The organism is Novipirellula herctigrandis, from assembly GCA_007859835.1.
Lineage (GTDB): Bacteria > Planctomycetota > Planctomycetia > Pirellulales > Pirellulaceae > Novipirellula_A > Novipirellula_A herctigrandis.
This window is the reverse complement of the sequence record SJPJ01000001.1, coordinates 6,235,483-6,251,319: the sequence shown is the minus strand read 5'-3', so window position 1 is coordinate 6,251,319 and position 15,837 is coordinate 6,235,483. Positions and strand designations below refer to the sequence as shown.

Below are 15,837 nucleotides of genomic sequence, written 5' to 3'. Positions count from 1 at the left end.
TTGGGCGGCATCGGAACTTCTACATGGCCAAGCAAATCGACGCCCCATGAAATGAACGGTTGCCCGAAAAGCCATTCGAGCCAGACTCGATAGCATGGCAGGTCGTCGCCCGTTTGGAGACAGATCATCAGCAACATCGCGTGGAACCGAGTTTTTCAAAACTCGATCGTGACGAATTGGGGCAAAGGCCCTGGCGTTCGAGCGGTCTTGGGGTTTGGTGCCTAAAGTTTTAGCAGCGTTGCATTCCATGATTCGCTGCGCAGGGGTAGCGTTGTGACTCGCCGCTCACACGATTCCTTCGAAAATGGCAACACGCTGCGAAGAGACAAAAGAGCTTGTCAACTTAGGGTGTCCATCGGTATGTCAAACGTGTGAACGACCTTCGCTTTCTGTGGGCTCTTCGATAGACACACAAGTCAATCTCAGGTTGACGCGATAAATAAGTTTCACTCAGAGAGTAGCTCTCGAGCTTCTTGTATTAGAAACTCGATTTCAATTTTTTGGTCAAAATCTAGAATGCTTGTCCCTTTTGGCAGCATCAATGCGGTCTCATACCAGAAAACCGCCTTTGCCAACCATGCGGTCGCAGCTTCGCGGTCACTGTCTTGCTCGATAATCGCCATTCGAAGCCAATCTTTCACATGGCCGCCCTTTGGCAAAGATTCTTTGCTAGAAAACTCCCATGCTTTTCGATTAGCTTGAAGCTCGATAGGGGACACTTCGAAAGTAAGGTTAATTGTTCGTCGCGCTGCCGCTTTGTCACCTGCTCGCAATTGGACGCCCGCCAATTCCCTCAAAAAAATAATGTCAGACCACTCAAATTCGGTTTCCTCTAATGTTGATTCTATTTCCTTTGATAACGTTGAAATAATGATTTCGCATACTTCTTTGTTGTTTCCTTTCATTCCACCTATCCTCATTAGACTATGGCAGCTAGATTTCGGAATTTGTGCCGAACTCGACATGTACTCGCCCACCTCATCCAATCTTGCCTCGCACATTTGCTCAAGACCCACTGAATCATTTTGGGCGGAGTACACAATTGCAAGCGCGAGAGTCAAAAATACGTTAGTGTTATGAGTTGTCCACACTCTGTTGAGGTCGGATTGAGCACCTTTGAAATCGCGTTGAGCCAACCTTGCGTATCCTCTAAATTCATGTAATCGGCGAGAATCAGGTTCATTTATTGCGATCGCGTTGGAGAACGCCATTTCCGCATCGGCCCAACGCTCGAGACCGAAAAAACACACCCCAATCTGGCTATTGATATTCGGGGGCGATGATGGCTGGCCAAGTATCTTATCAAAACAACGAAGAACACTTTCGAATTCACTACGTTCGAAATGCATCTCTCCAAGCTTGTACAGCTGATTGCGACGTTGGCGATTCAACTCGCGGCCTTGCCAAGACTCGCTATCGTAACTCGGTACGCAAAGACGAGGCAGAGTCGGGTAGAGTTTTCGAAATCGCATCCAGCGATCGAACCATTCCTTGTCACTTAGCTCAACGGTACCAATAGATACAATTCTTTTTCCAGCCATGATTTCGGCCAACAATACCTGATCCTCTCGACCAACTGTTTTCAATTGCTCGTTTGTCGTTTGATGAAGAGTCTGGATCTCAAAAACATCCATGTCCCCGATTTTTCCCCCGACAATCAGATGATTTCCGTCGGGTGTTATTTCGATCTGGTGACCAATACCAATTTCGGAACCAACAATCGCCGAGATTCGCATGGCGGGCATGGCGAGTTTGCCACTGGTGCTATCCCACGCACGGACAAACCCGTCACCTGAAACCGTCATTAACGACTTGCCGTCCGCGGTGACTCGCGCGTCAAACACTTCATCGTCGTGTTCCAACGCAGGGCACACGAGTGTTCCTGTTCGCCAATTCCAAAAACGTGCCATCCAATCACGGCATGATGTCAAAAGTGAGTCACCGTTAGGGCTAAAACACACAGTGAAAACCCAGTCTGGGTGCGTCATCGGGTCGCTAACCTGTTGGCCGGTGCTGACATTAAAAATTTGCACGCTGTTGTAGGAAGCGACCGCCACCAGATTGCCGTCGGGAGAGAACGTCACATCGCGCACGATGCCGGCTGGGCGAATCTCCTGCAAAAGGTTCCCAAATACATCCCAAATTTGAACGGTACCTGCTCCAGTAGGCCTCTCCGTCGATCCTTCGTCGTCGCCAAAGCCCACGGATGCAAAACAAGTTCCCGATTTTCGGAACACAATCCAGCGATGAGGTTTGAACCCGTATTTACCAGAGGCATGTCCGCCCGCATCAAGCTCTGCCTGGATTCGCCGTTTGGTAGGATCGACAACCAGAATCTCTCCACCCGCGCATCCGACGACAAGCAAGCCACTCACCGGATCAAAGGCCCCATCAATGGGTTCACTTGGTGTAGTGATTGAACTGCCGGATTGTTCCCCCTTTTTCCAATCGAAAAAGGAAATTTTGCCTTCATGCTCCTCCCAACGGTATGAGGTTCCGTACGTGCGCCGCACGTCTCCGGGGTTCGTATGCAGTAGCACAAGAATTGTGTCATCCGGCGAAAATGCTCCTCCATTGATCAAGCCGTGCGCATCAAGTACTGGGCTGGCCGGTTTTCCGCTAGTGACCTGATACACGGTGGTCGATGTTGATTTTCGATCTTTCCACCAGCCAGCAGCAACCGCGAACTCACCACTCAAGCTTAGGACAACTTTGTGATCATCACCTACGGTTGCAAGATGACGCGCCCCTGGCCCCTGCGGCAAACTCCACAATCGGATTAAGCCACTAGACTCCGCCGTTACAAAATGTCGATTATCAGCCGCGAATTCGCTGAAACGCACCGGCGATTGATGCGGAATTTGGGCTAAGAGTTCCCCAGACGTTGTCGACCAAATCCTGACTAGGTGATCGTCACAACAAGTAACGTACAGGCGGCAATCGGGACTAAAGGTTGAACCAAAGACGTGACTCGAATGCGTTAGATCACCACCGATTTTCTGAGCGTTCTCATCCCATAACTCGGCCCATCCATTCCCGGTCATTCCAAAGATTGTTCCATCAATCGATGCCGCGAGATGTTGGAGAATTCCTGGGCCCGCGATTGTCTCAAGCCGTTTGCCCGACTCAATTTCCCAAATCTCGGTGATCCTCTCACTCGCAACGGTCAATAGTTTGCGTCCTTCGTCGAAAAACCATACGGGCCTGGCTTGGCAAGCAACGGTAAGTGCTGCCTTTGCATTGACACGATGTTCGTTCAAAGCAAACACATTCGCATGTCCATCCTCCGATACAGTTGCTAAATACCTCCCATTCGGCCCCCATTTTATATAAGCTAAACGGTCGTGATCGTGAACCTTCGTAACCACACCATCGGGATCGAGATCCCAGACGAAGGCGTGTCTTCCGGCGACGGCGATGGATTCGCCCAACTTGTCAAAAGCCAAAGAGAAAATGGGGCCACCGCAGTTCATTTCGGCAACAGTGTTCCACTCCGGCAACTGCAATAAACGAACGCCACCAGTTGAATCCGCAATTGCCAATTGAGTGCCGTTTGGGTGCCACGCAGCCGCAGTGACTTGTCCCCAAGATGAGATAGAATCGATTTCCTGCTCATCCATCATGTTCCATAGTCTCCAGCGATTCCCAATGTTCTGAGTCAGAAGGAAACGGCCCTCGGGATGAAGTAAAAGGCCAATGATCTCCTCCTGCAACTGCAACGCGCGAATGGGGATTGGGGATTGCCCTACCCAACTCCGAAACCGTGCCATGCTGGCGTCGAATCGCCATTCGGTTGCAGTTCGCGCGACATCAGCAAACCAGAGCGCAGCCTCGCTTGGTCGGTTTTTTTCAGCAGCCGTTAATCCATAAACTGTCTTCATATCCTCTAACGCTTCACTGCCTTTTTTCGCGGCCTCTGTCGCTTGGATCGCGCGTTGGTAAGCCATGCCACTTGCGGCATTCGTCTTGAAATAAGCAACCGGTATCACAACAGCCAGCGTTAAAATGAGAACTGCCGCAAGTGCGAACAACGACGCAATCAATGGTTTACGTTTCGTCCAGCGAAAGCCTCGCTGAAGGAAACCAATTGGCCTCGCAGTCACCGGTTGGCCAATCTTAAAACGCTCTAGATCGTCGATTAGCTCCTCTGCGCTACCGTACCGCTGCAATGGATGTTTTTCGAGACACTTTAAGCAAATGCTATTCAAGTCTAACGGAACAATTCTGCGAATCTGCTTTGGTGGTTGTGGAGGTTGCTGCAATATCGCGTGCAACAGATCGAACTGTTGGTTAAAACGAAACGGTGTGGTTCCAGTAAGGAGGTTGTAAAGCAAAACACCAATGGCATAGATGTCTGTCGCAGCCGAAATCCCTGCGATCGAGGCGTCAAGCTGCTCAGGTGCCATGTACTGGGGCGTGCCAACAGCATGTCCCGTCTTTGTAACGTCCTCCGGCGTCTGCACGTTTTTCGCTAAACCAAAATCGACAACTTTGACTTGGCCATTTTTATCAATCAACACGTTAGCCGGTTTGATATCGCGATGAAGAATATTGGCACTGTGTGCGCAAGCGAGTGCCTTCGCGACATCGCAGACAATGTCGATCACTTGATCGATATCCATTCCACCACGCGGTACGAGCTTGTCGAGTGTCTTGCCCTCGACATGCTCCATCGAAAACCACAAGATCCCCTGATCCGTTTCACCTTCTCGCAAAACGCCAACGACATTCGGGTGACGCAACTTAGCAACCGCTCGAGCTTCGTTAAGAAATCGTTTTCGCGCATCGTGGGATTGAACAAGACCACCACGCATCAGTTTGATAGCGACGTTGACTTGCAGGCCTTCGTCAAAACCCTCGACTACAATCCCCATGCCACCTTCGCCAAGCACACGCGTCAGACGGTGCCCCGGAATGTCCGGCAATTGCATTGGGCTAGAATCGCCGTCATTGGGATGTTCGTTTGATTGTGAGTTTGTGATTTCCGTGCCCACGCCGAGATTGTCAGGGGTATCGCCCGTGCCGTCGACTTGGTGAACATCTCTCGGTCGAATTTCGGACCACAATTCCGAGAACACATGTCCCTTTTTCTCGTCGCTCAGCAGACCGAGAACCAAGTTGACTGCTTCCTCGTCATCGGTAAAAAAATTCCGAACGAACGACGCGTGCTCTGACGGAGGTAGCAACTCGGCCTGGCTCAAGCATTCAGCGATTAAGACATCGCGATCGGATTGATCGCCTTTTGCGTTATTCATCTTGTATCGCTTTCTCAACGAGTTGCTTCGCGAGTGAAATCAACTGCGGCACCGGACACGGCGGCGACTCTATGATTCCAGCGACTTCTTCTTGAGTCCAACCACTAAACGCCCACAGGTCAAGTGCTTCCATCGCCTTGGAATGGGATTCCAATAGTCGGCCGCTTTGGTCGCTCAACTCGACGATCTGCGAAGGGCTCCTCACGTTTACGTCGGCAAGAATGGCGCCGCCTAGCAGTATCGCATCACGATCGATCCGTCGCTTCAGGGCATCCAAATTGCGGTAGTGATTTGCAACGTATCGTCGCATCGAAACCGACGCGGTGCGTAAGAAATGCCGACGATTGATCCAGTTGAACTTATTCGGCTCGATCAGCTTCAAGAAGATCTTGTCAATCACTCCCGTTTCCGCTGGCGATCGATCGGCTCGATGCCCACGGAGCAGCCGCTTAGCCATCATGCGAAATCGTGTCTCGATTCGTGCGTAGGGTAGATCCGTATTAATACCGACATCGCCCTCGCGCGAGGAAACCTGTTGCAACAACCGTTTCATGGAACCCGAAGTATTCGTTGGTTCCGTTTCAGATTCATTCATGATCTTCACCCCAATCAAACCTGCGTCAACGCACCCAAAACTCAACGTCTCGATGTGCGCTTCTTGCATCGCTCAATATACTTGATGCGGATCCAATCTGGAACTCGGGTGCAGTAACTAGGACGCAAAATCGAGCGTTAGCCAACGTTCAGCATTTCTGCAAATCTCAAGAAAACCCCCGTTTTCTTCGCGGGTGACGCACGCTTATCGGATTGCTTCGTTTGATGGAAGCAAAAGGCTCATGGGCCAATCCGGTTGGCATTGCTCATTCGCCCCACCAATCGCTTTCCTCATCTGGTGCAATCGACCTCAACACCAACGTAAAATAACCGACCACATGCCGTGTCAGAAAAATAACATTGTTCAAGGAGGCCGGAGCAATCACAGCGACTTGAGAGTATGTTTTTCTAGATCGAGAAGTGCCGAGTCAACTTATCGTCGACACGCTAGCGGACGTCTGCTCACCGGGAGTAATTCTCAATGAACCAACGACGGGAATTACTACATATAATCGAGAGCAACTGCTAAAGGTTCAATCGCCTTGCGCACTATGTACAATTCAGGAGAACGTGCCGCCCCAACCTAGACGCGGGATAGTAGCCTGAGCCAACGCCGGAGCATTGGTGAAAGTCACCATGGAATCAGGCAAAGGGGACCAATCATGACCGGGAAACGCAGCATCGATCGATTCCCAAATGGGACAGCAAAGTCAGAGGAGTTTCCGTCGTTCCTTCAGTGGGTGCGTCTGATTCTCCTATGGAGTGTTGGCATGTTAGTTCTGGGGTTTATTGTCTATCCGTTGATATTGCGACTTGCCAGTTGGTTCCTGCTAACTCACGCAGATCCAGGGCTGAATGATTTACTGGCGAGAAGATTTGGTCGGTGGCGTAGGGCGAGCGATCCACGGCTTCTTGGCTTCTTACTGTGTTACAATGCGTGTCTAATCCTCACGTACCCAGTCTTTACGATGCTGTGGCGTTTCGAAACATGGGTAAATGCCTTTCGCCACCCGCCAAACGCAAAAATAGAAAAGAAGAAACGCATCGAGTGAACTGTTCGTCTTGATATGGATTAGAGATGTCGCGCAGTGCAACGATTATCCACGGCACTCACAAACTGCGTGCCTTGCTCGTCTTAGATCGGTGTTGTAGCTAGCCTCTGCATCGCATTGAACAGGTTGCGAATTTAAATCTTGACCAAACGGTGTTGTTTGAATTGGAAACGCAACTCGGCAAGAGGCATCTCTTACAAGAAGGCACACTCGGGTGTGTTGACTTGCACACTGCGCCCGTTGAACGCACGTTAGTACGTGATCGCAAGCGGCATTGAAAACAGCCAGTGATGGAAACTTGAGATTTCTTTAAGGCCGCCCGTTGGTCAAACGTTCGATCGGATCCCGTTACCCGACTCCGTTCTACCACTCCCTTCTCAGTGGGCGGGCGAGTGTGCGACTTCTTGCCGCACACTTTTGGAACGGCGTGTGCCGCAGACCGACCCAAACCTCTTCCGCTGATTTGACAGTATTGCTCGCAGGAAACGGGGATTAGGAACGGATGGCTATCCGAATATCATCCGTGAACTTGCAACGAAGCTTTCTTGTTCCGAAAAGGAAAACAGCGAGTGAGACCAGAGAGACGTGAAGTGGGCAAGGAGCAGCAAACAAATTTGCATTGTGAATCACGGCCACTCATCGAGCCGGCAATGCGAATCACCACCGAAACGCAAGATTTCTAAACCCATCTTGCGTCGTTTGAATATCTGTATGCACTGCGTTGTGTAACGCAATCCAAAGTGCACCGTGGCGAAACACCATTCATTTCTTAAGAGAGTTCGTCCATCATGTTTATCGATCGATTGCAACCAAAGTCCCAACGCCGCCAACTCAAGTCACGCAAGGCGATCCAGTCAAACCGACGTTTCCGTGCGCGGCGCGCAATCATGGAAAAACTCGAAGACCGCCGACTCTTGGCAGCCACACCGATCACACCGATCCATGACGTTTCACTCAACGGCAACGATCATTTGGAGCGAGTGATCGTTGTTTGGAACGACCATGTCGAACATTCGCGTGCGATCACTGAGAGCCATGTTCGAGATTGGGGTGGGCGACTCGCGCATGTTTTTGAGCATACGGTCCATGGATTCGCAGCCGAACTGTCAAGCGAAGCATTGCACTTGCTCCGTGATGATCCTCAAGTCAAGCGTATCGAAGCGGACCTGCCGATGGAAGCATTTTATCAACTCTTGCCAACGGGTGTCGATCGGATCCAAGCCGACCTGAATTCAACCGCAAAGATCGATGGTTCGGACGACTTCCTGGATGTTGACATCGCTATCATCGACTCGGGAATCGATAGCGACCATCCCGATTTGAACGTGGTGGGTGGCTTCAATTCCATTTTGGGAACAAGCACCGGATGGGACGATGACAATGGCCACGGGACACACGTTGCGGGAATCGCCGCTGCCGTCGACAACGGGATCGGCGTGGTTGGTGTGGCTCCCGGTGCACGGCTTTGGGCCGTCAAAGTATTGGACAGCAACGCTAACGGTTACGTGTCAGACATTATCAAAGGCATCGATTGGGTTACGGAAAACGCCAATACGATCGAGGTCGCCAACATGAGCCTCGGTGGTCTTGGGGTGAGCCAAACCTATCACGACGCGATCAAAGCAAGTGTCAAGGCTGGGGTTGTTTATGTTGCTGCGTCGGGGAATTCCTATCGCGACATCATTGGGCGTGACTTTGAGTTTGGGACTTCCGACGACACGATTCCTGCGGTCTATCCTGAAGTCGCCGCGATTAGCGCAATCGCTGATACGGATGGACAACCGGGAGGCTTCGGTAGCAATACAAACTACGGAGGTTACGCCGACGACACCTACGCTGACTTCAGCAATTACAGCAACGATGAAGGACCTGCGTCGGGCTATCAATCATGGTACGACGACAATAACTATGTAACCTCGCCCGGTTTGGGCATTGACTTAATGATGCCAGGCGTGGATATCTACTCGACGTACAACGATGGCGGTTATGCAGTCGGTAGCGGAACGAGCATGGCTGCACCGCACGCCGCGGGCCTTGCGGCGCTTTACATCGCCCAGAACGGTCGGGCCACAGACGCATCGGGGGTTTACGCCATTCGCCAAGCGATGATTGATGACGCAAAGGCTTGGACGAGCCCCGAAGGACTTCAGCTTCCCGATCCTCCGACCCCAAACCCAGACAGCCCCGACAATCACATCGAAAAACTAGGCTGGGCGGAAGACTATGAACCTTTCCCACGGTTCATCATCAGCCCAACCGCAGGTCTGATTACTTCCGAGTCCGGACAGACCGCAACGTTTGACGTGGTCTTGGACACCGAACCAACAGCGGACGTCTCGTTCTCGCTTTCCTCGAGCGACGAGACCGAAGGCACGGTGTCTCATTCGAGCCTGACCTTTACGCCGATCAACTGGAACGTGCTTCAAACGGTCACCGTCACAGGGGTAGATGACGTCGGTGTGGACGGAGATATTTCCTACACGATCGACACCTCGCCCGCGACAAGCGATGACCCGGACTACGATGAATTGAACCCACCAAACGTCTCGGTCGTTAACTTGGACGTCGAACCTATCCTGTTTGCTGATAGCTTTGAAAATGGCCAATGGAACAGCAAGTGGGTTGAAGATAGCCAGAACGATTGGTTCACGTCCACTCAGCGAGAGAGTGATGGCAACTACTCGGCCGAGGTGGATGGATGGGCGTCCAACGCAACTCTTACCATGGCTCAGTCGGTCGACATGACGCCATACGGAAGTGCCGAACTTTCCTTCGATTGGTATATTGAGAGCGGGTTCGATGCGGGCGAATACCTGGCCTTGGACTTCTCGGCCAACGGTTCTACATGGACCGAGATGGCACGACTCGATGGCAACCTCAGCACGGAGAATACTTGGCACAACGAGTCGATTGCGGTCGACCCTGACTACCTCACCGCCGAATACAAAATCCGCTTCCGCGCCAATGTCAGCAATTCGCGTGAAGATGCCAACGTCGACAACGTCCAATTGGTTGCAACCAGCCTAGCCGCCCCACCGAACGAAGCACCGGTCGCGGATGGGCAAACGGTAGAAACAGCCGAAGATATCTCACTGTCGATCACCCTTACGGGCTCGGATGCGGACCAGGACCCACTTACGTTTCAAGTGATTAGCCAACCGCAACACGGCACGCTGACCGGTACAGCACCGCATCTCACCTATACACCCGACGTGGATTATAACGGACCAGACGCTTTCACGTTCAAAGCGAATGACGGGACCGACGACAGCGCGATTGCCACCGTTTCGATCACAGCCACTCCCGTAAACGATGCGCCGAGAGCCGATAACCAATCGGTATCAGTCAAGGAAAGCACGGCCAAAGCAATCACGCTTACAGCCAGCGATGTGGACGGCGATGCCGTTACCTTCACCATCATTAGCGGTCCGAGCAGTGGCGTCCTGAGCGGTAGTGCGCCAAATCTAATCTATACACCCGACATTGATTTCACCGGTTCAACCAGCTTTTCGTTTCGCGTGAATGACGGGAACGTGGACAGCAATGTTGCCATCGTTTCGATCAGCGTCGCCGCAAACCAAACGCCGGTAGCAGATGAACTATCGGTAAGCACGACCGAAGACACGGCCAAAGCCATTACCCTGACCGGATCGGATCCCGATAGTGACCCGATCACGTTCGTAGTACAAATCGATCCGCAACATGGTACGCTCAGCGGCTCGGCACCAGACCTCACCTATACGCCAGATATCAACTACAACGGATCGGACAGTTTTACATTCACAGTTAGCGACGGTACCGATGTTAGTGAACTCACAACAGCGTTGATCGACGTCACCCCCATTAATGACGTGCCCGTTGCCGATTCGCAGTTGATGACGACCGACGAAGATACGGCGGTGGAGATCATTTTGACGGGAAGCGACATTGAAGGTGACCCGCTCACCTACAGCATCGTCAGCGGTCCCGCCTCGGGTAGTTTGACTGGCATCGCGCCGGACCTCACGTACGTGCCCAATGCCGATTTCAACGGTTCTGATAGCTTCACATTCAAAGTCAACGACGGTAGCGACGACAGCCCAACCTCGGTTGTCTCAATCACTGTCACGCCAATCAACGATGCACCAGTGGCACTCGGCCAATCGGTCACGACCACTCAGGATACGTCCCTCGCCATCCTGCTTGCTGGCAGCGATATTGACGGAGATGCACTGAATTTCACGGTCGCCACCGAGCCTTTGCATGGCGTACTTAGTGGTAGCGGGCCAAACCTAACTTACACGCCCGAGACCAGCTACATCGGCCCCGATAGCTTTACCTTTGTTAGCAATGACGGCACGCAAGACAGTGCTTTGGCAACCGTCACGATTGACGTGACGCCAATCGCATCTGGACCGAAGCTGAGTTACGGCGTCGTCTCGGGCGTTAGCAGCAACGGTTGGACCACGGTGACGCTCAGCCGTACGTATACCGACATGGTCGTGATTGCCACGCCCAACTATGACTCAGGCGACGCTGCGGGTGTCACCAGAATTCAAAACGCCACGGGCTACAGCTTTGACGTTCGCGTCGACGCAGCCGGAGGAGCCCCGCTAAGCGGCATCGACGTGCACTATGTGGTGGTCGAAGCAGGGGTGTATGAAGAGGCCGGATACAAAATGGAAGCCGTTAAGTTCAACTCGACCCGTACCGACCAAAACAATTCATGGGTTGCCGAATCCCGTAGTTACCTGCAATCGTACAGCAATCCCGTCGTGATCGGGCAAGTGATGAGCTACAACGATTCCGATTGGTCGGTCTTTTGGGCATGTGGCAGTCGGCGCTCCACCGCGCCAACCAGCAGTGTCTTGAAGGTTGGCAAGCATGTGGGTGAGGATTCCGATACAACTCGTGCTGATGAGACGATCGGTTACCTGGTAATCGAAACTAGCACGACGGGCACGGCAGAGATCGATGGTATGAAGTATGTCGCTGCCTTGGGAGGTGATTCAATTCAGGGAGTCAGTAATTCGCCCGCCTACAACTACAGCTATTCAGCAATGTCAAATTCTCAGACGGCAGTTGCCAGTCAGGCTGCAATGGATGGTAACAATGGCGGTTGGGCCATTCTGTATGGAGACGACCCGATCACTGCAACTGGCAGCACACTGAAATTGGCGATTGACGAAGATCTGGCGTATGACACCGAACGCAAACACACCACCGAACAGGTCGCCTACTTTATCATCGCCCCACCGGTTGAACCACTTCAAACCTCCCATGTCGCAATGGGTGTTCTTCATGACGGCGTCGTAGCGTTGATCGATGAGCTGCCTGTGATGAGCTGGCTTGATACGATCCCGTCCGAAGCGATACCATCACACATGCGTCTGCACCGCGATGGTTTTGTGACTGCGTTCAAGGCACGGCTAACGACCAACCACCTCAATCATCAAACCACCGGTGTTGCCAAGACTCCTGCCGCAATGGATCCACAGGCCCTCGACCAACGATGGGCATTGGATGACGAAGACGAGAACGATGTTTGGCTAGATGAGGAATTGCTTGACATCTTATTATCATAAACGCACACGATAGGCCTATCCGCATACCGGATAGCTGGCGGTCTCGCACAAAGACACCTGCCAAGGATGCCATGTGTGATTTCCACGAATCCATTGCACTTGCTGCATGTTTCAATGAGGCCGTGGTTGTTGGATCACGAACCGACGGTTAGGGCCGTGCCGCTTACACTCCCGCTTTTAAAACGGATTGGCCCTGGTCACAATTCCCATCGTCATGAAAAATGGGGTGGTATCCGTCACCACGCCTGAGGAGGTGATTAATCGACACAGAAAACAGCACAAGCCAACCATCCAAAAGGTTCCGAGAAACGAAGACCGTCTCCGAACTTTATCTCATTGCAAACCGCAAATCGCACCTGACCCGCGAAAGGTCACCGTCGCTCTACTTGCAAACCAGCCGTTTGGAAACACTGACAATCAATCAACCGTCTACCTAGTTGGCAGGGCCTAGAACAACCGGAGTAATCAATGGCGTATCACTGGACAATCCCACGCGAGGGCGGATCATTGGCATTTGATCGGTCACTTCAGAAATCGTTTGCCCACTTAACCATTGTCCAAGTTGAAACCGCAATTCCCCAAGCCGATCGCTCAGCTTGCTATCGTAACGAGACGAACCGGCATCTGCTTCGCTTAAGCGAATTGTTTGGCTATCGAACCGTAATTTCGCAAGCAAAACATCTCCAATTTGTTCTGCATACACATTGCCAATGACACTTCGGAAACACTCTAGATACTCTACAAATTGTTGTCCCTGACGAAACGACTTGAGTCGCAAACTTGGAATGGGTCCGAACTCGGATGGATAAATGACCGAAAGTGGATCGAGTTGCTGCCAGGATTTATCGTTTCCAATTGTTTGCCAAGGCACAACGCCGACCGCACCCCGTCCCCACGTTTCCACGCACCAAGCGACGTTCGTGCTGCATGGAACATCAAACTTATTGGCCGAGCCATACATATAGACGAGATTATCATAACGGTGTGCGCGATTGATGACACGTCGACCATAACTGCGGAGCGACCCACTGACAATTTCAACACTGGACACACCGTCTAGCAAGTTCCGCTGCCACTGAGGACGTGAGATGTCAACTCGCATCGCAAGTTGTGGCCCTTCGATCCCCAAAACGCCCTGCCAAAACTCGACGCCAAAACGACGCAGTGCCCAGAAGTCTTGAGTGTTGACTGGTTCATCAAAAACCCAGGCTGCAGAACATGCGTCCCAACGCCCATCACGTTGCTGTTTGAAATAGACCTTGTTGTTCAAATAAAATTCGAACATTGTTTCATCGTAACCAGACTCAGCCAAATGTTGCGCAAACAATCGAGCCGCATCACGAAACTGTTCCCAATAGGCGTCGTCATATGCATCTTCGATCCAATAGCCACCACGAAAATGTTTTTCATGGTTCATCGGCCAATTCTCGTTCAGCGGCAAATAGAACGCCTCAATCGGAATTGCACCTCGCTTGGATTTGGCAAACGCTGAACCGTCCAGCAGCGGTCCAAAGCGGCGATCCCATTTTGTCCAATCCCAACTGCCGTTGGCTTGACGCGTGGGAATCGCGTCTGAATTGACCTTGCCCGACCATCCGTAGCGGAGCCGATTCAGCGTGGTGCGATGATTGTGACACAACTGAAAAAAGGGAATCTCGTTTTCAGGCAAACTGTAGCAATTCATTTGTGGAATGAATCGCAATCGATCTGGCAATGTGAACTGCCAAACACTCAACTGTAATTTCAGCGGTTGATTATCAACCAACAACTGCAGCTGATGCTGACCGGCTGTCGTTGTTTTCTCAGCATACACATCCACACAGGTCTTGATCGCACGGTTTCGACCGCGAATCCACTTTGGGTCGGACCATAGAGGTAGTGGCACGGCGGGATCGAACTTTGATTGCACTGCCGGCAGCGCATAAATCGCCACGTCAAAACCGTCCGGCGCAGCAAATTCCACTTGTTCGGGTGCCGCATCCACCACAAACGCAATCGTTTCGCCTCGGGCCATACAAAGATCACGCGATTTCAGCGGCTGTAGATCAAGATTCAACAAACGCGGCGAAATCAATTCATCACCAAGCGGTGGCTGTTCGCGTTGCAGGCTAGCCAGCGTCTCTTTAATTTGCTGCCGTTTCGCGGCCAGTTGTTTGCCAGCAGTGTTGGCTGAAATTTGCTTCTGTGCAGGAAGCGAACTATCGCGATTGGACAACCACAAACGAAAGTAAGGACTTTGGCTACGGTTCTTATCCCGACTGGCTAGAAAACGATTAACCATCAAGTGGTATTTGAAATCGTTACCATCGCGAGTGTACTCGCTGCCAAGATCGTCAACCAAAAGGAATCCAAAACACTCGTTGTCGATTCGCGACTGCACGATCGCCGGATCAATCGGGATACGTTGCCAGCGATTCGAATCTGGCGGCGAGCAGTCACCGAAACACCACTGCGATCCACCATTCCCAAGAGTCACCGAAGTCAAGTCGCTAGTAGGGCCAGCCCATCGCTTTCGCTTTCCCTCGGCCCACAGAAAACTGGCACCGTTGGAATTTTTGTCGTAGTTATTCCCCTGACCTTCAACCCAATCCGCCATCACGGTTGAAACGGTAACACGATCCAGAATCGCGTCACCTTCGACACGAACCCATAGTTCCGCGCGTTCAACGTGTTTGCCCTGCAGTTCACGGGCGTCAAAGTCAACCAGGGAAAACTCTTGAATTCCCTTCAGCTTCAAACGATGGCTGCCACCATTGTTACCTTCAACCTCGGACGGATAAGCCGACACCCAGGCATCACGTGAAACCTCCACACGTACCGGTTGCTCAGCAAACAACGCCGCGGCCCCCATCGAAAAACCAATTAGCACACAAAAAACGCGCATTGTTGAGAACCTCCTATTGAGTGAGAGGGACCGACTCTTACGATTTCCTCCGTTGTTTTGCTTCGGCTTCCAGCGATGCAACTTCATCTTCGAGTTACTTCCGTTCCTGTGAGGCGTCCGTTTACTCACGACTTTCAGCCAATTGCGAACGTAACGTTTGTAGTCATACGTTAATCACATAACGTCGTTTCATGGCTTTCTTGTCGATGATAGTCCGCCTAGCTTTAATGATGATCCGTTGTCGCCACAAGTACGCGCCAATTGTGGTGTAAAATCAATTGTAACGGATCGAGGCCAAGGAGATTCCCAAGGATCAATTCAGGAAAAATACGGTTCTCAATCCAAGACCTCATCGCTTTGGGCGTCGATACAGTCCATACACCAAGGCAGTTGGTTCTGTGCTGCTTTCTTTTGGCCACCTCGCAGTGGTAACGTGCGGTGATGACTGAAGCCAACCTAGCGTGGGAGAAATCGAAGCGCTGAGGGGT

Annotated in this window: 5 protein-coding genes; 2 read left to right on the top strand and 3 right to left on the bottom strand. The window is 51.8% G+C overall.

The features are described from left to right. Positions 1-446 precede the first annotated feature (446 nt). Positions 447-5,255, bottom strand: coding sequence for a WD40 repeat domain-containing serine/threonine-protein kinase (locus CA13_RS22900; protein WP_146400628.1), 4,809 nt, complete (start codon positions 5,253-5,255; stop codon positions 447-449). Then, positions 5,248-5,850: an ECF-type sigma factor gene (locus tag CA13_RS22895; protein ID WP_419194717.1), complete on the bottom strand. Its 603-nt coding sequence runs from the start codon at positions 5,848-5,850 to the stop codon at positions 5,248-5,250. The genes CA13_RS22900 and CA13_RS22895 overlap by 8 nt, the downstream gene beginning before the upstream one ends. A 661-nt stretch (positions 5,851-6,511) precedes the next feature. Here CA13_RS22895 and CA13_RS35515 point away from each other — a divergent pair. Beyond that, entirely contained in the window at positions 6,512-6,901 is a 390-nt protein-coding gene (locus CA13_RS35515; protein WP_419194716.1) for a hypothetical protein, read from the top strand. Positions 6,902-7,689: 788 nt separating this feature from the next. After that, positions 7,690-12,465: an Ig-like domain-containing protein gene (locus CA13_RS22890; RefSeq protein ID WP_146400624.1), complete on the top strand. Its 4,776-nt coding sequence runs from the start codon at positions 7,690-7,692 to the stop codon at positions 12,463-12,465. A gap of 433 nt (positions 12,466-12,898) precedes the next feature. On the opposite strand, the gene CA13_RS22885 is transcribed toward CA13_RS22890, so the two are convergent. Beyond that, complete coding sequence (locus tag CA13_RS22885) at positions 12,899-15,349, bottom strand: hypothetical protein (protein ID WP_419194715.1); 2,451 nt, start codon at positions 15,347-15,349, stop codon at positions 12,899-12,901. Positions 15,350-15,837 lie beyond the last annotated feature (488 nt).

What these genes read in the sequence shown, in the direction of transcription:
- CA13_RS22890 (WP_146400624.1), top strand. Translation starts at nt 7,690, where the DNA reads ATGTTTATCGATCGATTGCAACCAAAGTCCCAACGCCGCCAACTCAAG.
- CA13_RS22900 (WP_146400628.1), bottom strand. Translation starts at nt 5,255, where the DNA reads ATGAATAACGCAAAAGGCGATCAATCCGATCGCGATGTCTTAATCGCT.
- CA13_RS22885 (WP_419194715.1), bottom strand. Translation starts at nt 15,349, where the DNA reads ATGCGCGTTTTTTGTGTGCTAATTGGTTTTTCGATGGGGGCCGCGGCG.
- CA13_RS22895 (WP_419194717.1), bottom strand. Translation starts at nt 5,850, where the DNA reads ATGAATGAATCTGAAACGGAACCAACGAATACTTCGGGTTCCATGAAA.
- CA13_RS35515 (WP_419194716.1), top strand. Translation starts at nt 6,512, where the DNA reads ATGACCGGGAAACGCAGCATCGATCGATTCCCAAATGGGACAGCAAAG.